Genomic DNA, 24,413 nt, shown 5'->3' on the forward strand with positions numbered 1-24,413 from the left:
TCGTCCGTCGACTGCGAGTAGCCTGGTAGCGGGGCGATCAGCAGTGTCGCGAACGCGGTGCTCAGGGCTGCGGTGAGTCGTCGGGAAGCCGAGTGGCTCGGGCCGCGTGGGCAACATGGGCGGGCAGCGGGGCGAAGGAAGCGCGGCAGACGTAAGGAAGCACACGGCCTCCGATGCGAAAGGTCGGTCATGAAAACGGATTCTCGAAAGGGCGGAATGCCGCGCGGGCTTGCGCACCAGGCATTGCGGCGAATGGACACTCGCTGGGCCGGGCGGACACCAGTGACGTGAACCGGCGCCTCACACCACGTCGACGGCGTGGTGCGTAACGAGAATCATTATTAATTTCGCGAGAAGCTTGGGAAATGCCGTCAGACGCCCGCGTGCCGTGCACGGCACGCACGGATTCGAGAAACCCTGCGTTCTGTTAGTATTTGCGTAGTTTGTGGTTGAAAAGTAAAGAGAAAGCGAGTCAACAGTGGCACTGATGATTACCGACGAATGCATCAATTGCGACGTGTGCGAGCCCGAGTGCCCGAACGACGCAATTTCGATGGGGATCGAGATCTACGAGATCGATCCAAACAAATGCACGGAGTGTGTCGGTCACTTCGACGAACCGCAGTGCGTGCAGGTGTGTCCGGTGGAGTGCATTCCTATCCATCCGGAGCACGTCGAGACGCCCGAGCAATTGCTCGAGAAGTACACCCATCTGCAAGCGGCCAAGTCCGCCTGAGTTCGCTGAGCGAGCTCACGGCGACGGTTTCGGCCTGATTCCCCCGGAAAGCATTCGAGCGGCATTCCAGCCGCTCGATTCACTTCCGTCTCACGCGAGATACCGGCTTATTTCCCCGGTCCCGCGTGCAGACGCATCATCGCCTTTTCCATCTCGCCTTTCACGACCAGATCGACGATGTCGAGCGATCGCGACATGGCGTCGTCGATCTCCGCCTGCTCTTCCTTGCGCGGCGGCTTGAGCACGAAGTCGGCGACTTGTTGCTGGCTGCCGGCCGGTTGCAGCGTGCGAGGATGACCGATGCCCAGGCGCAGGCGCCAGAAGTCGGGTGTCGTCAGATGGGCCGCAATGTCCTTGAGCCCGTTGTGTCCGCCGGTGCCGCCGCCCCGCTTGAGCCTGACGGTGCCGGGCAGCAGGTCGAGTTCGTCGTGTACGACGAGAATTTCGTCCGGCATGATCTTGTAGAAGCGCGCGAGCGCGACGACCGATTGCCCGGAGCGGTTCATGAAGGTCTGGGGTTCGAGCAACCACACTTCCTGTCCGGCCACGCGCGCACGCGCCGCGTAACCGTGGAAGTTCTTTTGGTTGGTGAGCGAGGCGCCGCTTTGCTGCGCCAATGCGTCGACGAACCAGAAGCCCGCGTTGTGACGCGTCGCTGTATATTCGGCGCCCGGATTGCCGAGCCCTACGATCAGCTTGATCATTTCGGTATCAGGATCTGGGTACGCGCCATCGTGGCATGCGCACCGCCATAAAAAAACCCGCCGGACATGATGTCGCGGCGGGTCTTGCGTCCAGCGTCGCCGCTGAAAGCTAACGCGTGAGGCTTAGGCAGCCGGCGTTTCGCCTTCAGCCGAAGCAGCCGCTTCGTCAGCAGCAGCGCCAGCCGGTTGAACGGCTTGTGCGACCACCGGGTTTTCTTGCTCGACGTGCAGCGTCAGCGTCACGCCGGCGGGCAGCTTGACGTCCTTGGCGTGCACCGTCTTGCCGGCTTCCAGCGTCGACAGGTCGACTTCCAGGAATTCCGGCAGCTTGCCCGGCAGGCAGCTAACGTCCAGTTCGTTCAGCGTGTGGCTGATCACGTTCGAAGCCAGCTTCACGGCCGGGGCGTTTTCAGCGCCCAGGAAGTGCAGGGGCACCTTGACGTGGATCGGCTTGTTCGGATCGACACGTTGGAAATCCACGTGCAGAACCAGTTGCTTGAACGGGTGGTACTGCACATCGCGCAGCAGCACTTGTTCGTTCTTGCCGGCGACTTCCAGGTCGAGGATCGACGAGTGGAAGGCTTCCTTACGCAGGGCGTGCCACAGCGCGTTGTGATCGAGTTCGATCAGTTGCGGAGCGACGTTCCCACCGTACACGATGCCCGTGGTCTTACCGGCATTGCGCAGGCGGCGGCTCGCACCCGTACCTTGCAGATTACGCTCAAAAGCGACGACTTTCATAACAACTCCTTGAACTGCCCGCGACCAGGCAGCGATTTCTTCCCGAAAATCCCGCGAAAAAACGCAGGTCTCAGGAACAACAAAGGCGGGGATAGGCTCCCCGCCGACAGAACAACGGCGCCACACAGGCGCCGTCGCAAAAACTTTACCGAACGCTTATTCCGCGAACAGCGACATCACCGAGTCGCCACGACGGATACGCGAGAACGTCTCGGCCAGCAGGTTCGCGCAGCTCAGCTGGCGAATCTTGCCGCCCTTCGAGTCGTCGCGCAGCGGAATCGTGTCGGTCACGACCACTTCATCCAGCTCCGAGGCGTTGATGCGCGCTGCGGCACCGCCCGAGAGAACCGGGTGCGTACAGTAGGCGTACACCTTCTTCGCGCCACGTTCCTTGAGCACTTGTGCGGCCTTGCACAGCGTACCGGCGGTGTCGACCATGTCATCCATGATGACGCAGGTACGGCCTTCGACTTCACCGATGATGTTCATCACTTCCGCGACGTTGGCCTTCGGACGACGCTTGTCGATGATGGCCAGATCGCAATGCAGTTGCTTGGCGAGCGCACGGGCACGAACCACACCGCCGACGTCCGGCGACACCACCAGCAGGTTTTCGTGATTCTGCGCGCGCACGTCCTGCAGCAGCAGCGGCGAAGCGTAGATGTTGTCGACCGGGATATCGAAGAAGCCCTGAATCTGGTCGGCGTGCAGGTCCATCGTGATGATGCGTTCGACGCCTGCGATTTGCAGCATGTTGGCCACGACCTTCGCCGAGATCGCCACGCGCGCCGAGCGGGGGCGACGATCCTGACGGGCATAGCCGAAATACGGAATGGCAGCGGTGATCCGGCCGGCAGAAGCGCGCTTGAGCGCGTCGACCATGATCATCAGTTCCATCAGATTGTCGTTGGTCGGCGCGCACGTCGACTGGAGGACGAAGACGTCCTTGCCGCGCACGTTTTCCTGAATTTCGACTTGGATCTCACCATCCGAGAACCGGCTGGCCATGGCTTTGCCGAGCGGGATACCGAGTGTATCGACGACCGCTTGGGCCAGGGCGGGATTGGCGTTCCCGGTGAATACCATCAGGTTATCACTACTCATCTGGCTACCTGCGGGACGTTTGGATGCTGAGACTTTACGACAGAGAAATTGGCAGGGGAGGAAGGACTCGAACCCTCGTATGCCGGAATCAAAATCCGGTGCCTTAACCAACTTGGCGACTCCCCTACACTAACCGATGCCTTCGCTGCGTCGTAGGAAACGCAACAAAGTAAAACCCTTTTACGCGAAGGCGAACATTGGATGTTCGGCCAGGCTGGTGGTCACTTGACCGATCCAGCGCTCCGGCAATCGCTTGTATGCCGCTTCCGCTTCTGCCTTCGTGTCGAATGCTGCAAACACGCTGGCGCCGGATCCTGTCATACGTGCAGTGGTGAAGGTTCTGAACCAGTCAATCACAGCAGCGACTTCCGCGTATTCTCGAGTGACAACCGCCTGCATGTCGTTACGGAAGATTTCATCCGTTTCGAACACGTTTTCGTTGGCGTGCTCAAGAAAGAACGCCATTGTGACGATCTTCGTATCCCTTGTCAACAGGGGGTCCGTAAATATTTTGTTGGTGGCGACGTGCGTGCGCGGGTTGACCACGAGGAAATGCCGCTGCGGCAACTCGACCGCCTGCAACTGCTCGCCCAGCCCTTCGGCGAAGGCGTTACGGCCGAAGACGAAAAACGGCACGTCCGCGCCGAGTCTGAGGGCCAGCGTCTGGAGTTCTTCTCGCGGCAGATCGAGTTGCCACATGCGATTGAGCGCCAGCAGGGTCGTGGCGGCGTCCGAACTGCCGCCCCCGATGCCGCCACCGGCCGGAAGGCGCTTCTCGATGCCGATATCCACTCCGAAGCGTACGCCGCAGTGCTCTTGCAGCAAGCGTGCCGCGCGTACAGTCAGGTCGGTCTCCGGGGGAACGCCCGGCAGCGGATTCGTATGCACGATCTGTGCGTCGTCGCGCCGCTCGAAATGCAGCGTATCGGCCCAATCGATCAACTGGAAGACGGTTTGCAGCTCGTGATAGCCGTTGGGCCGGCGTCCTACGATATGCAGGAACAGGTTCAGCTTGGCCGGGGCGGGGCAGTCACGCAGGATTTCGTACATGGCGTTGCAAAAACAAAAACGACTTGAATGAATTGGGGGGGCGGGCGTTTGTCTGTCGCTTATTCGTCGATCACAAGGCGCACGGCGAGCGGCGCACCACCCACCTCGCGCGACAGATCGACGCGTTTGACGCGCAGCGGCGTGCCGTCGAAATACGCCTGATAGTCGATCGTCCAGCCGTCCTGCTTCAGATGCGAGGGACGTTGCGTCTGCGGATCGCGTTCGATGCTTGCCTGCGAGCCCGGCGCTCCCTGCATGCGCAACCAATAACGCATGCCGCCGACGGGGAGGGCGAAGCCGAGCGCATCACGCATCACATCGTCGAGACGCGCACCGGTCAAAGGCGCCTTGCCGGGCAGTTCCAGCGAGGCGCTGCGAGGATTTTCACGCACGATCGCCTGCGTCTGGCCGAGCGGGTCGAGCAACTGGAGCGTCGCATTGTCGCCGCTCTGCTGCCAGTCGAAATTGCCGTAGGTATTGCGCGGCTCGCCGTTCTGTTCGTAGCGCACCGAGAAGCGGCCGCGATAGTGTTCGACGCTCGCGCCCGCAGTCGGCTCGACCGGCGTGGGCGGCGCGAGGCTCGCACATCCCGTGGCGACCACGGCAGTCGAACACGCCAGCGCGAGCGTGGCGGCGCGCAACCACTGCGACCACCGTGACCATTGCGACCGTTGGGACGATCGCGGCAGCCGGGCCGACAAGGAAGACTTCACCGTCATGAGCATCCCGTGCATTCGATGCATTACGGTGCGACGTTGTAACGCTTCATGGTCGAGCGCAGTGTATCGTCGTCGCTATCGAGCTTGAGGGCTTCGCGCCAGGTCTTGCGCGCTTCGTCCTGCTGGCCCGATTCCCACAGCACCTCGCCCAGATGCGCGCCGATTTCGGCTTGCGCCTGAATGCCATAGGCGCGACGCAGCAGTTCCAGCGCCTGTTGCTTGTCGCCCAGCCGGTACTTCACCCAGCCGAGGCTATCCATGATGTACGGGTCTTCCGGCGAGAGCGACGACGCCTTTTGCAGCAGCTTGAGCGCTTCCGGCAAACGCGTATTGCGCTCGGTCAGCGAGTAGCCCAGCGCGTTGTAAGCCTGTGCATTCTCGGGCTGCGTCGTCATCACGCGGCGCATTGCCTTTTCCATCACGTCGTAGTGCTTGTTCAGTTCGGCCACCATGCCGTACTGATAGAGCAGGTCCGCATCGTCCGGATGATCCTTCACTTCGACGGCGAGCAGCTTCTCGGCGTCGTCGTAGCGCTTGGCCTTGACGAGCAGGTCCGACTCGGCACGCTTGAGCGCGAGCTTCTCGCGCGGGTCGCTCGACTTGATGCCATGCAGCAGCGCGCGGCCTTCGTCGACCTTGCCCTGATCGGCGAGCAACTGGGCGCGGCCGATCTGCGCGGGCAGATAGGCGTGGCTGTCTTCACGAATCTTCGAGAGCCACTTGTCGGCCGCCGGATAATCCTTGCGGTCCTGCGCGATTTGCGCGAGGTAGACGTAAGCCTGCGCACCGTCGGTGTTCTGTTGCTCGGCTTCCGTCGCGTACTTCTGCAAATACTGCTCGGCCTGCGCCGGATGATTGGCGTGCAGGTTGAGCAGCGCCAATGCCATGAGCGTCGACAGTTCGTGCGGGTAGCGCTTCTCGAGCGTCTCGAACTGTTTCTGCGCTGCGTCGAGCTGGTTGTCCGCCAGCAGCAGCTTGGCGTAGGCGAAGCGGGCTTCCTTGGCGTCCGGATTACGATCGAGGAACGTCTTCAGGCTGGCGATGGCGCCGCTGCGCTCCGACGGTCCCATCTGTCCATAGAGCAGGGCGGCCGCTTCGTAATCGGGTTTGAGCTTGAGCGCGGTTTCGAGCGAGGTGCGCGCGCCGGCCGTATCACCGGCGTCGAGTTGCGAACGGGCGATGGCCAGTTGCGCTTCGGGGCGCTGCATGTCGTTCGCCAGCATGCGCTTGAGCGAGTCGATGCCCGTGGCGCGCTCCGGACTGCGGGCGATCATCTGCTGCAATTCGAGGATGGCCTGACCGCGGCGCGCTTCCGGCACCTTGTTCAGTTCGTCGACGAGCAGCGGTTCGGCTTCGGCCAGATGACCGGTGCCGACTTCGAGGCTCGCAAGCAGTTGCGACGCCGGACGCCACGTCGGATCGAGCTGATGCCACAGCTTCGCGGCGACGAGCGCATCGCCGAGCTGGCGCGCACCGAGCGCGATCTCGACGGAACGGCGCGCCATGCGCGGATCCTTCGTCCGGTTGGCCAGTGCGATATAGGTATTGAAGGCGGGCGCGAGATTGCCTTGTTGCAGGCTCAGTTCGGCGGCCAGCACTTCGAAGACGATCTCGCTGGTGAGCGCGACGTTCGGCAGCTTCTCACGGGGGACGTTTGCGTTCGGGGCGACGTCTTCGCTATCGACGTCGGCACTCGCACCGCTCGCAGCCTTCGGTGCGCTTGCCTTGGCCGGGGCCGCAGGCGCAGCAGCCGGCGCCGGCTGTGCGGTCTGGGCCAAGGCGTTCGAAGATGGCAGAAATGCCATGATGGCGCTGGCGCAGGTCACGCTGAGCGCCGTGGCTCCGGCCCACGCCCCGCGAGCCAGGGCGCCGCGCAGGCGCAAAACCACGGGTGCCGCAGTCTGGGCAGCGGCAGGAATGGACTGGAATCGGGTGTTCGGCATAGGGATCCACGGCAGGTTTCGAGCGATTGTAGCGCGCCCGATACAATAGAGTCTAAATCCTCAGCAAACGTTCGCAGGCATGCCTGAACTCCCAGAAGTCGAAGTCACCCGCCGCGGTATCGCGCCGCACGTGGCGGGCACTCGTATTGCGCGTATCGACGTTCGCAACGGCGCGTTGCGCTGGCCGGTACCCGACGGGCTCGATACCCTTTTGCGTGGCGAAACACTCGTCGGCGTGACCCGTCGCGGCAAGTACCTGCTGCTCGAATACGCGCCCGGCTGGCTGCTCGTGCACCTGGGCATGACCGGGACGCTGCGCGTCATGCCCGAGCCGATGTCGTTGCCGGCCGCCGGTGTGCACGACCACATCGATCTCGTCTTCGAGCGATGTGCGCTTCGCTATCGCGACCCGCGTCGTTTCGGCGCGGTGCTCTTCCATCCCCGTTCGGCGGGCGACGTGCTCGCGCATCCGCTGCTCGCCGGTCTCGGCGTCGAGCCGTTGACGGACGCCTTCGACGGCGCGCTGCTTTATGCGGGCACACGCGGGCGCACCGTTGCCATCAAGCAGGCGTTGCTCGCAGGCACGATCGTCGTGGGCGTTGGCAACATCTACGCCTCGGAGAGCCTGTTCCGCGCGGGTATCAACCCGCGCATGGCGGCAGGCAAGCTGTCTCGCCCGCGCGCCGAGAAGCTGGCGCAGGCTGTCAAGGTCGTGCTCGCGGCGGCGATCGAGAAGGGCGGCAGCACGTTGCGCGACTTCGTCGGGAGCGACGGCCAGAGCGGCTATTTCCAGCAGGAGTATTTCGTCTACGATCGTGCCGGTCAGCCATGTCGCGTCTGTGGCACGACGATCCGTCAGATCGTGCAGGGGCAGCGATCCACGTTCTTCTGCCCGCATTGTCAGAAATAATGCCAGCGTTCGCAGCGAGTTGAGTCGGCGCCATCTGCCCTCATCTTGCGCGTGACGCAACAAAATAGCGCCCCCAAAGCCCCCTATAACCCCATGAAAGACGCCTCCCACGACATCAAGACCGGCACGCTCGCGGACACCTTCGCCGAGCGCCTGATCGCCTGGCAGGCCGAGCACGGCCGTCATGATCTGCCCTGGCAGAACACGCGCGACGCCTATCGCATCTGGCTGTCCGAGATCATGCTTCAGCAGACGCAGGTCGCCACGGTGATTCCGTACTACGGACGATTTCTGGAGCGCTTCCCCGACGTCGCCGCGCTGGCCGGTGCGCCGCAGGACGACGTCATGGCGCTCTGGAGCGGCCTCGGCTACTACTCTCGCGCGCGCAACCTGCATCGTTGCGCGCAGGTCGTCGTCGCGGAGCATGGCGGACGTTTCCCGTCCGATCCGCAGACGCTCGCGACACTGCCCGGCATTGGCCGTTCGACGGCCGCCGCCATTGCCGCTTTCGCCTACGACGCGCACGCCGCGATTCTCGACGGCAACGTCAAACGAGTGCTCGCGCGGGTATTCGGCATCGAAGGATTCCCCGGCACGCCGAAGGTCGAGCGGGAGATGTGGGCACTGGCCGAATCGCTGCTGCCAGCGAGCGGATTGCCGGCTTACACGCAGGGGATGATGGACCTCGGCGCTACGCTGTGCGGACGCGGCAAGCCGCGCTGCGGCGAATGTCCGTTCGATGGCGATTGCGTCGCACATTCGACGGGACGCGAGCGCACGCTGCCGACCGCCAAGCCGAAGAAGGCGCAGCCGGAGCGCTATGTGGACGTGCTGGTCATTCGCGCGGGCGAGCGGGTGCTGTTCGAGCGGCGTCCCGACAGCGGCATCTGGGGTGGCCTATGGAGTCTGCCGGAGCTCACACCACCGACCGACGCGCGCGACGCCGACGATGCGTTGCTGCGCCAACGTCTGACGGGCCACGCGGCGGCGCTCGGCGCGAAGCTCGGTCCGGTGCAGTCGGTCATGCCGTTGCATGGGCTCACGCATGTCTTCACGCACTTCAAGCTTCACTTGCGCCCGTGGTTGGTGACGCTGTCGGTGTCGTCAACGCCAACGCTTGCGGACGATGCCAATCGTGCATGGCTGGATGGCGCAGGGCTGGCGGCGGCCGGTCTGCCGTCGCCGATCCGGAAGATCGCCGACGCGCTTTGCCTGCACACGTCGGACGACGGTCAGTTGTCTTTGCCGGCCTGATGCGTGAGCCGTACATCGCCGGCCGCTGACAATGGGCCCGCGAATCTGGATCGGGATTGGTGATCGGTCGAATCGGTCGAATCAGTCGAGTCGATTGAATCAGCGAATGCCGACGTCGCCTACGACTTCGCCTCGGAAGGCGGCGCGAGTTCGCGGTGACGCACGAGCACACTGGCCTCGTTGCGGAAGCGCTCGCCCAGCGTCTCGGAGATGAACACCGAGCGATGCTGACCGCCGGTGCAGCCGATCGCGACCGTCAGATAGCTGCGGTTATCGCGCATGTAACTCGGCAACCACTTGTGCAAATAGGCGGCGATGTCGTTGATCATCTCGTCGACTTCGGGGATGGCCGACAGGAAGTCGATCACCGGCTGATCGCGTCCGGTCAGCGGGCGCAACTGCAAGTCGTAATACGGGTTGGGCAACGAGCGAACGTCGAACACGAGATCGGCGTCGAGCGGCACGCCATGCTTGAACCCGAACGATTCGAACATCAGCGTGAGGCCGGTCTGATCGTGCTGAACGAATTCGCGAATCCAGCGGCGCAGCGCACTCGCGCGCAAATTGCTGGTGTCGATCTGGTGACCGAGTTCGGTCACGCTGCTCAGCATCTCGCGTTCTTTCTCGATGGCTTCGACGAGCGAGCCGGTCGCCGAGAGGGTGTCGTCTCCCGTTACCGATAGTGGATGCCGGCGACGCGTCTCCGAGAAGCGCTGCACCAGTGTCTGCGTGGTGGCATTGAGGAAAAGTACACGCACATCGTGGCCGAAGCGTCGCAGTCCGCCGATGATCGGCGGCAGTTCGGCGAGCGAACTACCGCTGCGCGCGTCGATGGCGACCGCGAGGCGTGAGTAATTCTGGGTGCCGAGGTAGATGGCAAGTTCGGGCAAGAAGCGCGACGGCAGATTGTCGACGCAGTAATAGCCTGCATCTTCAAGGACGTTGAGCGCGAGCGACTTGCCGGAACCGGAGACGCCGGTAATCAGTACGATCTTCATGACATTTCCCGAATACACCCATCATGGTAAGCGATTGTGTCGTTCGGGTGTCGAACCGCCAAAAACGAGAACGTTCCATTGAATTTCCCTGCGTTCTCGAGACATCAGGGCTTTTCAACGAAAACGGCGCCCGTTAAGGGCGCCGTCGGGCAATACGGAATGCGTGAAATCTCAGGCAGCCGGCGCATTCGACAGGCATTGCTTCATGAATGCCTTGCGATCGTCGCCCTTCTTGCCGGACGCTTGCGTGTTGCAGGTCTTCATCTTTTCCTGCTGGGTCTGCTTGGCTGCCGGGGCGGCACCGCCTGCCGACAGACACTGCTTCATGAACGCCTTGCGGTCGTCACCCTTCTTGCCGGTGGCTTGCGAGTTGCAAGCCTTCATCTTGTCCTGCTGCGAATTCGTTGCCTTGGGGGCGGTTGCCGGAGCGGCGGCCGTCTGGGCGAACACGGGTGATGCGAGCAGCGGGGATGCCAGGAGCAATGCAGCGAGTGCTTTCTTCATGATCGTCTCTCCATAAGGTCGTGACGCACGGGCACAGGGATGGACCGCGTAGCGATTACAACATGATAGAAAACGCGCCGCAATCACGCGGCGTTGACAGACAAACGCAAAAGTTGCGGTATACCCGGAGGGTTTGGGGCACTTCGACGGGAAACCGGGGGGGGGGCTCGACACCGGACTGCCGACGCACGCCACCCCGCGAGGAATCAGAGCAGCTTGCCCTGCATGCCGTCCGGGTCCTGCATGGCCTGGCGTTGGCGCTCCATGAAGTCCTTGAGCGTATCGATGCCGCGCAACTGCAAGATCGTGTTGCGCACGGCGGCCTCGACCAGCACGGCGAGGTTTCGCCCGGCCGCCACTTGCAGGATCACCTTGTTGATCGGCAGGCCCAGCACGTCGACCGTCTGCGCTTCGAGCGGCAGGCGCTGGAACTCGCCATCGGGGCGGCGCACCAGTTGCACGATCAGTTTGAGCTTCATTTTGCGGCGCACGGCCGTTTCACCGAAGATCGTCTTGATGTCGAGCAATCCCAGGCCGCGGACTTCCAGCAGGTTTTGCAGCAGCGGCGGGCAGCGACCTTCCACGAAATCGGGGCCAAGTCGCACGAAATCTACGGCATCGTCGGCCACCAGGCCGTGTCCACGGCTGATCAGCTCAAGGCCGAGTTCGCTCTTGCCCAGACCCGAATCGCCGGTGAGCAGCACGCCCATCCCGAGAATATCGATGAAAACGCCGTGCATCGTGCATCGCGGGGCAAACACGCGGGAGATATACAGGCGCAGGCTGTCGATGACCGACGCCGTGGACAGCGGCGTGGTGAACAGCGGCGTCGATGAGCGGGTACAGCGCAGGACCAGATCGGGCGGCGCTTCGAGACCGTCTGCCACCACGAGGAACGGCGGTTCCAGTGCGATGACTTCCCCCATATGACGCTTGCGGTTCTCGTCCGTGAGGCGCTGGTAATAGCGCAGCTCGGCCTCGCCGAGCACCTGAATCCGGTTCGGGTGGATGAGGTTCAGGTGACCCACGAGGTCGGCGCTGGAGGTGGCCGTAGCCACGCTCTCGGGCGTGAAACCGCGCTCCCACCCCTCATGGCCCGTGAGCCACGACAGACGCAGCGTCGCCGCGTTGTCGTCGAAAATGCTTTGCGCGTTGATGCCGGTCAGTTCCACCGCGTCGCCTCGTTCGGTTGGATGTGAGAGCTATTGAAGTCGTCTGTGTTCGCGGCGGTTCGTACCGGATGGCGCCTGGATCAGGGCTGCCAGTTCGCGAGTGCGGTATGGATCTCGTTCGCGCTTGGGGCGTTGATCAGTGTCTCGCGCATCGTGCGGTCGGAAAGCAACTGCGCAATTTCGGACAAGATCTCGAGATGCTGCTGCGTGGCCTGTTCGGGCACCAGCAGGAAAAACAGCAGGGACACCGGCTGGCCGTCAGGCGCTTCGAAAGGAATGGCTTCTTCGAGGCGGATGAATGCCGCCATCGGATGCTTCAGCCCTTTGATGCGGCCGTGCGGGATCGCGACCCCTTCGCCGAGTCCGGTGGAACCCAGACGTTCGCGGGCGAACAGGTTGTCAGTGACCGTAGCGCGCAAGAGCTGGGCATTCTTCTCGAAGAGAAGGCCGACTTGCTCGAAGACGCGCTTCTTGCTGGTGACGGACAGTCCAAGCAGGATGTTGGACTCAGGTAAGAGTTTGAATAAACGGTTCATCTTGTAATGCGGGCGAACGCTTAGTCGCCCTCCAACCCCCGATTGACCTCGCATTATAGACCACCCGCCGCCGTGCTCGCGGAGTGACACGGAACTGGGCCGAACCATACAAAAGGGGCCGTACTACGGCCCCGCGGTGGGTGATGCCAGACTTACGAGAGACGGATATTCGCTCGGGGGGTTCCTTGCGGGTTTTCGTCAGTGTCAGTCAATGCGACGACCACGCCTGAACCTGCTTTATTGCAGCGGCTCCGCTTCAGGAGGGAGTTGATGGTGCTTGATCGCCTCGCGACCGTGATCCTGAACCTTATCCTTGTACTGCACTACCTTGCGGTCGAGCATATCGATCAGCTTGTCGATGGCGGCATACATATTCTCGTCACAGTTCTCGACGAAAATTTCCTTGCCCTTGAGATTCACCGTGACGCTCGCGTTCTGGCGTCCCGCCTTCTCCTTGGACTTGTCGACAGAAAGGATCACCTCGACACTAATGACCTGATCGAAATGCCGCAACACGCGTTCAAGCTTGTTGACGACATATTCTTTCAGTGATGGCGTGACTTCGAGATGATGTCCACTGATCTGAAGATTCATAGCTGCTCTCCTTGCTGAAATGCCGAAGTGCACGCCGCGTCCTCGTTGACGCTGGCTGGCATGAGCGCGAGCCATTGACGTGACGCAATGTCGCACTGCGGCGTTATGCCCCAGCCGCCAACATGGCGCACCAGGACTGTCCTACAAAGATTTGCGCAAGTTCACTGCGGGGATTCGCATGGCCTCGCGGTATTTCGCGACGGTGCGCCGCGCCACCACAAAACCTTGCTCTGCCAGCAGTTCCGCGATTCGGCTGTCGGAAAGGGGGCTCTGCGGGTCTTCTGCTCCTATGAGTTGCTTGATGAGTGCGCGGATGGCGGTCGATGACGCAGCGCCTCCGGCTTCCGTTGCCACGTGTGAACCGAAGAAGTACTTGAGCTCGAAGGTTCCAAATGGAGTGAGCATGTACTTACTCGTTGTTACCCGTGAAATCGTGGATTCATGTAAACCCAGCGTATCAGCAATCTCGCGTAAAACCAAGGGCCGCATGCCGATTTCGCCATGCGTGAAGAAGTTCTTTTGACGCTCGACAATGGCCTGCGCGACCCGCAGGATCGTGTCGAAGCGTTGCTGGATGTTCTTGATCAGCCAGCGCGCTTCCTGCAACTGCTGTTGGAGGTTGCCGGTGCCCGGATCGTTCCGGTTGTTTCGCAGAATCCGCGCGTACATTTCGTTGATACGCAGACGCGGCATGACTTCCGGGTTGAGTTCGGCGGTCCAGCCGCTTCCCTGCTTGCGTACCAGCACGTCCGGCACGACGTAGTCGGCCTGCGGCGAGCCATACGCCGCGCCCGGGAACGGGTCCAGCGAGCGGATCAGTTGATGGGCGGCGCGCAGGCCATCCTCGGTCACGCCGAGCAGGCGGCGCAGGCGGGTGTAATCGCGCGCGGCTAGTAATTCCAGGTGATCGGTGACGATGCGAAGCGAGAGCGTACGCACGCTGCTGGCGGGCAGACGCTGAAGCTGCAACCGCAGGCATTCCGCCGGGCTGCGGGCACCCACGCCCGCCGGATCGAAGCTTTGCAGGAGGGCGAGCGCTGCGTTGATCTCTTCGGTCTCGAGCGCCAGTTCTTCGGGCATTTCCGCCTGAATTTCGTCGAGCAGGGAGCCGAGATAGCCGTCTTCGTCGAGCGACTCGATCAGAAACTCCACCAGCGCGCGGTCGCGCGGACTGGCCTTGGTCAGGCGCAACTGGGCCAGCAGATGTTCGCGGAGGTTGGGATGGTCGACGTGCAGTTGCGGGCGCGCGTTGTCGTCGTCGTCCGATGCGCTGCCCGAGCGGGCAAAGTCGTTCAGGCTCCAGTCGCTGCCGTTGTCCTGGGCGTTGTCGTCGAAGCGGGCCTCGCCGTCCAGCTCACGGGCTTCGTCGTGACCATTGGCGGGTTCCGCGCTGTCGTTCGAACTACTGGACGACGAACTCCGCTCGTTGCGCAGCGACCCGTCGGTGCCCACACGCACCGAGCCGGCGAGCCAATCGTCCTCGCGTTCGAGCATCGGGTTCTGGGTGAGGGCGTGCTCGACTTCCTGCTGAAGTTCGAGCGTCGACAGTTGCAACAACCGGATCGATTGCTGCAACTGGGGCGTGAGGGTCAGGTGCTGCGAGGTGCGGAGTTGAAGAGTCGGTTTCATAGCGTGTCTCGCCTTCATTGTAGAGGCTTTGTCACGCCAACGGAACCGGCCTGACCTCCTATCGGAGGCAGGGTTTACATGCGAAAAATTTGCTTTACATCCGGAAATTTTCGCCCAGATACACGCGACGGACGCTTTCGTCCGCGACGATCTGGTCAGGCGTGCCGGCGGCGAGCACCGAGCCTTCGCTGATGATGTAGGCGTGATCGCAGATGCCGAGCGTCTCGCGCACGTTGTGGTCGGTAATCAGGACACCGATGCCACGGTCCTTCAGGAAGCGCACGATGCGCTGAATTTCCAGCACCGCAATCGGATCGACGCCCGCGAACGGTTCGTCGAGCAAAATAAAACGCGGTTGCGTGGCCAGCGCACGGGCGATTTCCACGCGACGACGCTCTCCGCCCGAGAGCGACATGGCCGGATTCTCGCGCAGATGGCTCACCTGAAGCTCGTCGAGCAGCGATTCGATGCGGCGCTCGATCTCGTCGCGCTTGAGCGGCTTGCCGTTCGCATCGACCTGCAATTCGAGCACGGCGCGAATGTTGTCTTCGACCGTGAGCTTGCGGAATACCGATGCTTCCTGCGGCAGATACGACACGCCCATGCGGGCGCGCTCGTGAATCGGCAGTTCGCTGATGAGGTTGCCGTCGAGCTGAATTTCGCCGTCGTCGGCGGGCACCAGACCCACAATCATGTAAAACGACGTGGTCTTGCCGGCGCCGTTCGGTCCGAGGAGCCCGACGACCTCGCCGCTCTTCACGTCGAGCGACACGTCCTTCACGACGGTACGCGCGCCGTACTGCTTCTTGAGCGAGCGTACGACGAGTGCGCTCGGCTTGCCGGCGAGGCCCGCGCCCTGATTGATGGTCGAGGCGTTGCTGCTGGCGGTGCTGTTGGCAGAATTACTCACGCGGATTCCCGATGGACTTGGAGGGCGATAGCGGCGACATATCGCCCTTGGGGGCTGCGGCCGGCTTGCTCGCGCCAGGCGGCGTTGCCTGCGCACCCGTGGCATTGCGCGGGGCGAGGGTGGCGCGCACACGGCCGTTCGGATTGTTGGCGTTGACCTGATCCGAGCCGCTGTTGGCGGTGTAGACCTCATTGTAGGTGTCGTACGTAATCATGCTGCCGTGAATCTCGTCGAGCACTTTGGTACCGCCGGCCAGACGCTTGAGCGTGGCTTGCGTGGTGAGCGTGGCGACTTCGGTCTTGCCGTTGTAATAGATCGTCTGGCCCCACCCGTCGATGTATTCGTCCGTGCCGTCGCGCTTCTGACGCATGTAGGCGAGCGGGCCGCCCGGCTTGTAGTAAGCCGTGGCGTACTGATAGCCCTCCGGATCCTGAGTCACTTCGACGCGATCGGCCTTGAGGAGAATCGTCCCCTTGGTCATCGTCACGTTGCCCGTGAAGATGTTGACCTGCTTGAGGTCGTCATAGCTCATGTGATCCGACTCGATGTTGAGCGGCTTGTCGCGGTCGGCGCGTTCGGCGTGGGCGAGCGGCGAGGCCAGCGCGCCGAGAACGGCGAAGGCGGCGGCCAGCGCGCGCAGGGCACGAAGCGTACGCAGGGACGAGAAGGCGGGTCGCAGGTGAAGGCGATCGGTCATGGGGTCTTGGAGCCCTGTTTAGTCTGAGGTGGCGCGCTCGGCGCGGTGGGCGCAGCGGACTGACGGGGAGGCGGTTTTCCGCCCAGCTCCGCCGGCTGGATCGTGCCGTGGACATTGCCGAGCAATTGTACGGCGCGCGTGATGTTATTGAAAATCATGCCATCGCCGTACATCACGGATGCCCCGCGGAACAACTGCACGGGCTTTTCGGTACGCACGATGTCTTCATTCACGAGCACCTGAAAGTGCTCGGAGAGCGCGCGCATTTCCGGGTCGCGCGGTCCCGGCTGACGCACCACGACAGCGTCGTCGTAGAGATCGACGATCGACATGTCAGCGTTGAGCGTGCCGCGCTTGCCCGTGGCGGTCACCTCCGGCTGATCCGGGGTAAAGGCGCGCACGGCCGGCATCGTCATGGCCGTCGTCTGATCGTCTTCGAAGTGCGTCATGTGAACGGCGTTGACACGGTACTGCGTCGTGCCGTTCGGCGACAACATGGAGATCACCATGTCGTCGGCATAGTAGTCGGGGATGTGTTGCTTCACGTACGGCGCGCGATCGGCGTCCGAGGGCAGCGTGCGCTGCACCAGCCAGTACGTGCCCGCTGCCAGCCCCGCCAGAACGACGATGGCAAGCAGCGTAGACGGAGAGACGCGTTGAATGGCCATGAGTGGATCGGTTCCCTCGACGCGTCAGGCGAGCGCTTCGGCGAGCAGGGCGTCGTAACGCCCCTGCGCGCGCAGGATGAAGTCGCACAGTTCTCGCACGGCGCCTTCGCCCCCGCGCGTGTCGGCGATCCAGTGGCAGCGCGCCTTCACTTCGGCGTGCGCATTGGCCGGGCAAGCCGCGAAGCCCACGCGCGTGAGCACCGGCAGATCGGGCCAGTCGTCGCCGATGTGGCCGCACACGTCGGCCGTCACGGACACCTTGGCGCACAGGTCCTCGAACGCGGCGCGCTTGTCGTGCACCCCTTGATAGACGTGTGCCACACGCAGATCCGACGCGCGTTTGGCGACGATGTCGGATTGACGTCCGGTGATGATCGCCGTGACGATACCGGCTTCGGCGAGCAGCTTCAGGCCGTGCCCGTCGAGCGAATCGAACGTCTTGATGACTTCGCCTGCCGGGCCGTAGCGCAGGCCGCCGTCGGTGAGGACACCGTCGACGTCGAACACCATGACGCGCAGACGCGCCGCCCGTGCGGTGGCGTCGTTAGCGTCGAATGGCGTGGTGCTGGGATGACTCATGGACGGGAAACTCACACGACCTTGGCGGCGAAGAGGTCGTGGACGTTCAGCGCACCGACGAGGCGGTCGTTCTCGGTCACGAGCAGTTGCATGATGCCGAAGCGCTCCATGAGCTCGGCGGCTTCCGCGGCGAGATGATCCGGGCCGATGGTACGCGGGCCGGCCTTCATGACGTCGGCCAGCTTCAGCGAAGTGAAATCGAGCGTACGCTTGAACAAACGACGCAAATCGCCGTCGGTAAAGATACCGACGACGCGGTCATCGGCGTCCACGATCGCGGTCATGCCGAGGCCCTTGGCGGTCATCTCGATCAGCGCGTCGGAGAGATTGGCGTCGGAGCGCACGCGGGGAATGGCGTCGCCGGTGCGCATGACATCGCGCACGAACGTGAGCAGACGCCGGCCGAGCGCGCCGCCCGGATGCGAGCGGGCGAAGTCCTCGGCGCCGAAACCGCGTGCGTCGAGCAGCGTGACGGCGAGGGCGTCGCCCAGCGCGAGGGCTGCCGTGGTGCTGGCCGTGGGCGCAAGACCAAGCGGGCACGCTTCCTTCTCGACGTGGGCGTCGAGATGCACGTCGGACAGGCGCCCGAGGCTGGAGGCGGCGTTGCCTGTCATGGCGATGAGCTTGGCGCCGATGCGCTTGATCATCGGCAGGATACTGACCAGTTCACCCGTTTCGCCCGAGTTCGACAGGGCGACGACGACGTCGTCGGCCGTAATCATGCCGAGGTCGCCGTGGCTGGCCTCGGCCGGGTGTACGAAGAAGGCGGGGGTGCCGGTGCTGGCGAAGGTGGCGGCAAGTTTGCGGCCGATATGGCCCGACTTGCCCATCCCGGTGACGACCACGCGTCCCTTGCAGGCGAGCAGAAGCGAGACCGCTTCGAAGAAGCTGTCGTCGAGGTGCGCGGACACGCGTTCGATGGCGTCGGCTTCAGTGCGCAACACCTCCCGGGCGACCTCTAGTGCCCGGCCTGGATTGATTTTCGCTATCATGCGCGGAGTATATCAAAACGGACGTGGCGTCGAAGGACAGCCGCGCCACGCCTGGCCCAGCGCCTTTCGGGACATCGCCTGAAGCGGCAAGGTTTCCGCTCCAGGCGTGACATCCAGACGTAATCTGGCATGTGTCTTGCATGAGATGTGCCAGACCCATGCACGACAAAACACCCCGCTGACAACGTATCGCTCAGGAAACCGACCCTAGCTGATGGCATCGCCGCTCGAACTCACTCTCGTCCTGTTGTTTGCCGCCTGCGTCGGGGTGGTGCTGTTTCGCATGCTCCATCTGCCGCCGATGCTGGGCTACCTCAGCGTGGGCATCGTCATCGGCCCGCATGCGCTGGGTCTGGCCTCGGATTCGCAACGCGTGCAGTACCTGGCGGAGTTCGGCGTCGTGTTCCTGATGTTCTCCATCGGCATCGAGTTTTCCTTACCGAAGCTCAAGAGCATGCGGCGGGTGGTCCTCGGGCTGGGCGTGTCTCAGGTCCTGGGCACATTGCTCGTGGCCGTCGGGCTGGGCGCGCTCGTCAACCTCTTCTGGTCGTTTTCCTGGCAGGCGTCGGTGGCGCTGGGCGGCGCACTGGCCATGTCTTCGACGGCCATCGTCACGAAAATGCTGGCCGAGCGGCTCGAACTGGAGACGGAGCACGGCCGCAACATCATGGGCGTGCTGCTGTTTCAGGATCTGGCCGTGGTGCCGCTGCTGATCGTGATCTCCGCGCTCGGCGGCAACTCGAAGGCGCTGGTGCTGGCGCTGTCGCTCGCGGCGCTCAAGATCACGGGCGCGCTCGCGCTGCTGCTGTGGTTGGGCCAGAAGCTGGTCGGCCGCTGGTTCCACATCGTGGCGGCGCGCCGCTCGCAAGAGCTGTTCATGCTGAATCTGCTGCTGCTCACGCTCGGACTGGCTTACATCACGGAGCATCTGGGGCTGTCGATGGCGCTGGGCGCATTCATCGCGGGCATGCTGATCGCGGAGACGCCGTTTCGCCATCAGGTGGAAGACGACATCAAGCCGTTTCGCGACGTGCTGCTCGGCCTGTTCTTCATCACGACGGGCATGCTGCTCAACCCGACCATCGTGCTCAAGCAACCGTTGCTCGTGCTGCTGTTCTTCGTCGGGCCGCTGATCGTCAAGTTCACGCTCATCGCCGGTCTCGCGCGTTTGTTCGGCAGCCCGCCGGGCACGGCGATCCGCACCGGTCTCGGGCTTGCGCAGGCGGGTGAGTTCGGTTTCGTGCTGCTCAATCTGGTGATCGATCGCAACTTGCTCGACCCGTCGCTCTCGCAGGCGGTGCTCGCCGGCATGCTGCTCTCGATGCTGTGCGCGCCGTTCCTCATCATCAACGCCGATCGCATCGCGCTGCGCTTCGTCGCGAACGAATGGATGATGCAATCGTTGCAGATGACGAAGATCGCCACGCAGAGCATCAAGACCTCGGGCCACGTCATCATTTGCGGTTACGGCCGATGCGGTCAGAACCTGGCGCGCATGCTCGAACAGGAGGGCATCGGCTATGTGGCGCTCGATCTGGACCCCGACCGGGTGATGGAAGCCGCCAGTTCCGGCGAAACGGTCGTGTTCGGCGATGCGGCAAGGCGCGAGGCGCTTGTCGCGGCGGGGATTCACCGCGCAGCGGGGATCGTGGTGACGTACGACAGCACGCCGGCGGCGCTCAAGGTGCTCGCCCAGGTGCAGGCGCTGGAGCCGACGCTGCCCGTGGTCGTGCGTACCGTCGACGACACGCATATCGACGACCTGATCGCGGCCGGGGCGACCGAAGTCGTGCCGGAGATCGTGGAGGGCAGTCTGATGCTCGCGTCGCACGCGCTGGTGCTCATGGGGGTGCCGATGCGCCGCGTGTTACGCCGTGTGGCACAGGCCCGTAACGAGCGCTACAGCCTGCTGCGCGGCTACTTCCATGGGCTGGATGACGAAGACGAAGACGGCGAGCGCGAGCAGGTGCGTCTGCAATCGGTGCCGCTCACGCTCAATGCCGAAGCGGTCGGCCGCACGCTCGGCGAGCTTCGTCTCGACAAGCTTGGCGTGACGGTCACGGCGATCCGCCGGCATGGCATTCGCGGCGTGGAGCCGGTGGCGGAGACGCGTCTGATGGCTGAGGACATCGTCGTGCTGCGCGGCTTGCCCGACAAGCTCGTCGAAGCGGAAATGCGCTTGCTCGGGCGGGAATAGTCAGCAATCGTCGGTAATCGTCAGCAATACGGGAATCGATAGGGACATCGGGCCTTTTTGGCATAATGTGGCGTGTTCCCTATCAGTACCCAAAGAAGGATCCCCGTGCAGATCGACGAGTCCCCTGCCGCCTATATCAAAAGCCAGATCCGCACCGTGCCGGACTGGCCCTCGCCCGGCGTGCAGTTCCGCGACATCACCCCGTTGCTCAAGAACCCGCGCACCTTGCGGGTGCTCATCGATGTGTTCGTGCATCGCTACATGGCGCAGCGGCCTGACTACATCGCGGGTCTCGACGCACGCGGCTTCATTCTCGGCTCGATCCTCGCGTACGAGCTGAACATCGGATTCATCCCCATTCGCAAGAAAGGCAAGCTGCCGTATCAGACGGTTGCCGAAGAGTACGAGCTGGAATACGGCAGTGCGACGGTCGAGATTCATGCCGACGCGTGCGGCCCCGGTGACCGCGTGTTGCTCATCGACGATCTGGTCGCCACGGGCGGCACGATGCTCGCGGGCAAGAAACTGCTGGAGCGGCTCGGTGCCACGGTCATCGAAGGCGCGGCCATCGTCGACCTGCCGGAATTAGGCGGATCGCGCCTGATTCGCGACGCCGGTCTGGAGCTCTTCCTGCTGTGCTCGTTCGAAGGGCATTGAGTCGTGCCTGCCCCGGCCATGGCCCGGGTCATGCCTTGATCATTGCCCGGGAACGCCTTGGTTATCGCCGCAGTTATCGCAATACCCAACCCAGACGCTGTCTCCTGAAACTGCCGCCGGCTTGCGATTTCGCTGCCGAACTCGCCTCCGGCCCCACGATCTGAACGCTCCGATGCCCAATCTCTGGTTGTTCCTGCTGACCTCGGTGGCGATCACGCTCGCGCCGGGCCCCGACAACATGCAGGTCATTGCGCGCGGCATCGCTCAGGGGCGTCGTGCGGGTCTGGCGGCGGCTGCCGGTTTCACGTTCGGCTGCCTCTTTCACACGACGATTGCTGCCGTCGGTCTGGCAGCCGTGCTGCGCTCATCGCCGTGGGCATTCGAGGCGATCAAGCTGGCCGGCGCGGCGTACCTGATCTGGATCGGCATCAAGGCATTGCGCGCGCGCGGCGCACTGGCGCTCGCGAACGACGCCACGCCGCAGCCGCTCATGGCCGTGTTTCGCCAGAGCGTGTTCGCGAACATGCTCAATCCGAAGGTCACGCTGTTCTTCCTCGTATTCCTGCCGCAGTTTGTCAGTGCCGATGCGGTCCATCCGGGCTGGCAGATGCTGTTGCTCGGCCTCGTGTTCATGGGGCAGACCATCGTCGTGTTCAGCGCATACGGCTGGTTCGCAGGCGTGCTGGGCACGTGGCTCAAGCGTCGCCCCGGCGCGGGGCGCTGGCTCGATCGCGTGGCCGGTGCGATCTTCATCGGTCTGGGCCTGCGCGTCGCGTTGCAGGGGTAAGCCGGTGTGCGCCCGCACTCGCGACGCATCTGTCGCGTCTGCCGGATCTCCCGGGTGCTGAAGTCCGGTCCTCAAGAATTCGCAGTTCAATCGTTTCACTGACATTGTCCGATCATGCTCGCCGAACAACGCCAACAATACGTGCTTGAACAACTCGCCAAGACCGGCGCGCTCGCCATCAGCGATCTGGTGCGGGAGTTGGGTGTCTCGCGCGAGACCGTGCGACGCGACCTCAACACGCTCGCCGCCCGTGGATTGCTGCTCATGACGCACGGCGGCGCACTGGCGGCCGATCGCAGCGAGCCCGACTGGACGCTGCGCGAGAACGTCAACGCCGTGGGCAAGCGCGCCATCGGCGTGCGCGCAGCGGAGCTGGTGCCCGACGGTGCGTCGGTGATCATCGACTACGGCACGACCACCCGTGCCGTGGCGCAGGCGCTGCTCTCGAAGCATCGCCTGCGCATCTACACGAACGACTGGCAGATCGCGCGTTTGCTCGGCCGTCATCACGACAACCGCGTCACGCTGCTCGGCGGCGAGTTGCAGGACAACGAAGACGCCGTGCAGGGCTGGGACGCCATCAACCAGATCGCCCAATACCATGCCGACTTCGCCTTCATCGGTGTCGGTGGCTTGACGGAGGACGGTGGCATCACCGACTTCAACCGGGCTGCGGCCGAACTGCGTGCGCGCATGTTGCTGTGCGCGAACGTTGCCGCCGTGGTCGCGGACCACACCAAGTTCGGACGTGTCACCCCGGTGCGCATCCGCCATTTCGAAGCCGCGCGCTACCTCATCAGCGACGCCGCGCCGCACAAGAGCATGCTGGCCCAACTGCGTGCGCGCGGTCCGGAACTGCTGATCGCCTGACGCTGGCCGACGCGCACCAACGCGCCGCAACCCGCCAGAATCTCGGCATCGGGGAGCGCGCCATACGTCGCCACACCACGCCACACGTCGCCAAGACGTGTGCGCTTCACCGCAAAAGTCTCGTCGTCTATACCTTTTGGGAAGCCTTGCGGCGCGGCCTTTTGCTGCCGTTTCTCCAGTCAATACACGTGCGGCGGTTTTTCAAAAATATGTAGACAAAGTGCCTTCGTCGCTCGACGAACGGTGCCGCACAATCTCATCCCTCCTGACGGTCCCGTCGGCGTTGCGAAGTCCCTCGTGCGCCCTGAAACATTGGCAACTCGTTGAGTAGATAAGGGTTTTCGCCATCCCGGAAAAAGCTGATCGATTGTCACTGTGTTGTCATCCGCGCTTTTTAGACTGCGTTCACTTTTGGCACAAATTGCCACAAAACAGCTAGTCGAGCGATGCGGCACCGACACCCCGGGTGGGGATGTCGCCAGCCACCGGGCATCGGGGCCGACCGGCAATCTGACTGACAGGTGAACCGTGGACGAAGCGATTCGAATCGAGCGACTGACCAAGACTTTCGGCAGCGGCCGCCGTGCTCTGGACGAAGTGGCACTCAAAGTCATGCCGGGCGAAATGGTCGCCCTGATCGGGGCGTCGGGCTCGGGCAAGTCGACGCTGATGCGTCACATTGCGGGCTTTGTCCCGGCCGACCAGCAGCCGGGCAGCATCGAGATTCTCGGTCGCCCGATTCAGCGCGACGGACGCATCGTGCGCGAAGTGCGTCAGATCCGCCGCGACATCGGCTTCGTCTTCCAGCAGTTCAACCTCGTTGGCCGTCTGCCGGTCATCACCAACGTGCTGACGGGCCTGCTCGCCCGCGTGCCGCTGTGGCGCAGCCTGATGTTCCGCTTCACGTCGGCCGAGCGTCAGGCCGCACTGACAGCGCTCGCAGAAGTCGGCATCGCCGATCTGGCGTTCCAGCGCGCGAGCACGCTCTCCGGCGGTCAGCAGCAGCGCGCGGCGCTCGCTCGCACGCTCGTGCAGGGTGCAAAGATCATTCTCGCGGACGAACCGATTGCGTCGCTCGATCCGGAGTCGGCACGCAAGGTGATGGACATGCTCGCGCGCATGAATCGCGATCACAAACTCACGGTCGTGGTCTCGTTGCACCAGGTGGACGTGGCCATGCGTTACTGCGTGCGCACCGTCGCGCTGCATCAGGGTCGCGTGGTGTACGACGGTCCGTCGTCGGCGCTCACGCCGGACCTGCTGCGTCGCCTGTACGGCGTGCAGGCGAGCGAGTTGCTCAACGAATCGACGGACGAAGCGGAAGGCGCCGCCGTCGACGCCAGCGCGAAGCCGGCCGAGGCCGAAGCCCCGTTCCTGACGTCGATGTCGCTGAGCCTTTCCTGAACCTCGCGCACGACTCACCCATTTCGTCTCAAACCGTCTCAAACCGCCTCAAACCGTC

At 63.3% G+C, this 24,413-nt stretch carries 25 protein-coding genes and 1 tRNA gene; 8 read left to right on the plus strand and 18 right to left on the minus strand.

Translation table 11 applies throughout. From position 1 onward, the window contains the following. Positions 1-478: 478 nt before the first annotated feature. On the plus strand, positions 479-736 hold the full coding sequence (locus PCA20602_RS09835; protein ID WP_069340339.1) for a YfhL family 4Fe-4S dicluster ferredoxin: 258 nt from the start codon (positions 479-481) through the stop codon (positions 734-736). A 107-nt stretch (positions 737-843) separates the two neighbouring features. Here the strand turns inward: PCA20602_RS09835 and pth are convergent, their stop codons facing one another. From pth to PCA20602_RS09870, 7 genes are all read right to left on the minus strand, one after another. Next, positions 844-1,440, minus strand: coding sequence for an aminoacyl-tRNA hydrolase (gene pth, locus PCA20602_RS09840; RefSeq protein WP_150721032.1), 597 nt, complete (start codon positions 1,438-1,440; stop codon positions 844-846). 123 nt (positions 1,441-1,563) lie between these two features. After that, positions 1,564-2,181 (minus strand): 50S ribosomal protein L25/general stress protein Ctc, encoded by a 618-nt coding sequence (locus PCA20602_RS09845; RefSeq protein WP_069340337.1) that lies wholly within the window; start codon positions 2,179-2,181, stop codon positions 1,564-1,566. Between the two features lie 156 nt (positions 2,182-2,337). Further along, on the minus strand, positions 2,338-3,285 hold the full coding sequence (locus PCA20602_RS09850; RefSeq protein WP_039395490.1) for a ribose-phosphate pyrophosphokinase: 948 nt from the start codon (positions 3,283-3,285) through the stop codon (positions 2,338-2,340). Between the two features lie 49 nt (positions 3,286-3,334). Continuing rightward, a tRNA-Gln gene (locus PCA20602_RS09855) sits at positions 3,335-3,411 on the minus strand. Positions 3,412-3,465: 54 nt separating this feature from the next. After that, entirely contained in the window at positions 3,466-4,335 is an 870-nt protein-coding gene (gene ispE / locus PCA20602_RS09860; RefSeq protein ID WP_150721033.1) for a 4-(cytidine 5'-diphospho)-2-C-methyl-D-erythritol kinase, read from the minus strand. A gap of 59 nt (positions 4,336-4,394) precedes the next feature. After that, entirely contained in the window at positions 4,395-5,054 is a 660-nt protein-coding gene (locus PCA20602_RS09865; RefSeq protein ID WP_246182101.1) for an outer membrane lipoprotein LolB, read from the minus strand. A gap of 23 nt (positions 5,055-5,077) precedes the next feature. Continuing rightward, positions 5,078-6,997 (minus strand): tetratricopeptide repeat protein, encoded by a 1,920-nt coding sequence (locus PCA20602_RS09870; RefSeq protein ID WP_150721034.1) that lies wholly within the window; start codon positions 6,995-6,997, stop codon positions 5,078-5,080. Positions 6,998-7,076: 79 nt separating this feature from the next. Here PCA20602_RS09870 and mutM point away from each other — a divergent pair, with 79 nt between their 5' ends. Together mutM and mutY are read left to right on the plus strand one after the other, a co-directional pair. Further along, on the plus strand, positions 7,077-7,907 hold the full coding sequence (mutM, locus tag PCA20602_RS09875) for a bifunctional DNA-formamidopyrimidine glycosylase/DNA-(apurinic or apyrimidinic site) lyase (protein ID WP_069340334.1): 831 nt from the start codon (positions 7,077-7,079) through the stop codon (positions 7,905-7,907). A 93-nt stretch (positions 7,908-8,000) separates the two neighbouring features. Continuing rightward, positions 8,001-9,161, plus strand: coding sequence for an A/G-specific adenine glycosylase (gene mutY, locus PCA20602_RS09880; RefSeq protein WP_150721035.1), 1,161 nt, complete (start codon positions 8,001-8,003; stop codon positions 9,159-9,161). Positions 9,162-9,280: 119 nt separating this feature from the next. Here mutY and rapZ read toward each other — a convergent pair whose 3' ends face one another. The 11 genes from rapZ to PCA20602_RS09935 all read right to left on the minus strand — a co-directional run bounded on the left by rapZ (position 9,281) and on the right by PCA20602_RS09935 (position 18,440). Then, the gene (rapZ, locus tag PCA20602_RS09885; RefSeq protein ID WP_150721036.1) at positions 9,281-10,159 is read right to left on the minus strand and encodes an RNase adapter RapZ; all 879 of its coding nucleotides are present in this window, start codon (positions 10,157-10,159) and stop codon (positions 9,281-9,283) included. A gap of 171 nt (positions 10,160-10,330) precedes the next feature. Beyond that, positions 10,331-10,663, minus strand: coding sequence for a PsiF family protein (locus PCA20602_RS09890; RefSeq protein ID WP_150721037.1), 333 nt, complete (start codon positions 10,661-10,663; stop codon positions 10,331-10,333). A 206-nt stretch (positions 10,664-10,869) separates the two neighbouring features. After that, the gene (hprK, locus tag PCA20602_RS09895; protein ID WP_039395509.1) at positions 10,870-11,835 is read right to left on the minus strand and encodes an HPr(Ser) kinase/phosphatase; all 966 of its coding nucleotides are present in this window, start codon (positions 11,833-11,835) and stop codon (positions 10,870-10,872) included. 80 nt (positions 11,836-11,915) lie between these two features. After that, the gene (ptsN, locus tag PCA20602_RS09900; protein WP_069340330.1) at positions 11,916-12,425 is read right to left on the minus strand and encodes a PTS IIA-like nitrogen regulatory protein PtsN; all 510 of its coding nucleotides are present in this window, start codon (positions 12,423-12,425) and stop codon (positions 11,916-11,918) included. A 183-nt stretch (positions 12,426-12,608) separates the two neighbouring features. Further along, complete coding sequence (hpf, locus tag PCA20602_RS09905; RefSeq protein WP_150721038.1) at positions 12,609-12,965, minus strand: ribosome hibernation-promoting factor, HPF/YfiA family; 357 nt, start codon at positions 12,963-12,965, stop codon at positions 12,609-12,611. A gap of 141 nt (positions 12,966-13,106) precedes the next feature. Next, complete coding sequence (locus PCA20602_RS09910) at positions 13,107-14,594, minus strand: RNA polymerase factor sigma-54 (RefSeq protein WP_069340328.1); 1,488 nt, start codon at positions 14,592-14,594, stop codon at positions 13,107-13,109. Positions 14,595-14,688: 94 nt separating this feature from the next. Beyond that, positions 14,689-15,459 carry an LPS export ABC transporter ATP-binding protein gene (gene lptB, locus PCA20602_RS09915; RefSeq protein ID WP_069340470.1) on the minus strand — a complete coding sequence of 257 codons (771 nt, stop codon included), beginning with the start codon at positions 15,457-15,459 and terminating at the stop codon, positions 14,689-14,691. A 37-nt stretch (positions 15,460-15,496) separates the two neighbouring features. Further along, positions 15,497-16,201: a lipopolysaccharide transport periplasmic protein LptA gene (gene lptA / locus PCA20602_RS09920; protein WP_150721039.1), complete on the minus strand. Its 705-nt coding sequence runs from the start codon at positions 16,199-16,201 to the stop codon at positions 15,497-15,499. Next, complete coding sequence (gene lptC / locus PCA20602_RS09925) at positions 16,198-16,869, minus strand: LPS export ABC transporter periplasmic protein LptC (RefSeq protein ID WP_150721040.1); 672 nt, start codon at positions 16,867-16,869, stop codon at positions 16,198-16,200. Before lptC ends, lptA begins: the two co-directional genes overlap by 4 nt. Positions 16,870-16,893: 24 nt before the next feature. Then, a complete protein-coding gene (locus PCA20602_RS09930; protein WP_150721041.1) occupies positions 16,894-17,448 on the minus strand; it encodes a KdsC family phosphatase in 555 nt (184 codons plus the stop codon). A gap of 11 nt (positions 17,449-17,459) precedes the next feature. Next, entirely contained in the window at positions 17,460-18,440 is a 981-nt protein-coding gene (locus PCA20602_RS09935) for a KpsF/GutQ family sugar-phosphate isomerase (RefSeq protein WP_150721042.1), read from the minus strand. Between the two features lie 214 nt (positions 18,441-18,654). Between PCA20602_RS09935 and PCA20602_RS09940 the strand changes: the two genes are divergently transcribed. From PCA20602_RS09940 to phnC, 5 genes are all read left to right on the plus strand, one after another. Next, complete coding sequence (locus PCA20602_RS09940; RefSeq protein ID WP_150721043.1) at positions 18,655-20,637, plus strand: monovalent cation:proton antiporter family protein; 1,983 nt, start codon at positions 18,655-18,657, stop codon at positions 20,635-20,637. A gap of 105 nt (positions 20,638-20,742) precedes the next feature. After that, positions 20,743-21,294: an adenine phosphoribosyltransferase gene (locus PCA20602_RS09945; protein ID WP_150721044.1), complete on the plus strand. Its 552-nt coding sequence runs from the start codon at positions 20,743-20,745 to the stop codon at positions 21,292-21,294. Between the two features lie 172 nt (positions 21,295-21,466). Beyond that, the gene (locus PCA20602_RS09950; protein ID WP_150721045.1) at positions 21,467-22,081 is read left to right on the plus strand and encodes a LysE family translocator; all 615 of its coding nucleotides are present in this window, start codon (positions 21,467-21,469) and stop codon (positions 22,079-22,081) included. 114 nt (positions 22,082-22,195) lie between these two features. After that, a complete protein-coding gene (locus PCA20602_RS09955) occupies positions 22,196-22,951 on the plus strand; it encodes a DeoR/GlpR family DNA-binding transcription regulator (protein ID WP_150721046.1) in 756 nt (251 codons plus the stop codon). Between the two features lie 528 nt (positions 22,952-23,479). Further along, a complete protein-coding gene (gene phnC / locus PCA20602_RS09960) occupies positions 23,480-24,355 on the plus strand; it encodes a phosphonate ABC transporter ATP-binding protein (protein ID WP_150721047.1) in 876 nt (291 codons plus the stop codon). Positions 24,356-24,413: the final 58 nt, after the last annotated feature.

The sequence above is a fragment of the Pandoraea capi genome (assembly GCF_902459735.1).
GTDB lineage: Bacteria > Pseudomonadota > Gammaproteobacteria > Burkholderiales > Burkholderiaceae > Pandoraea > Pandoraea capi.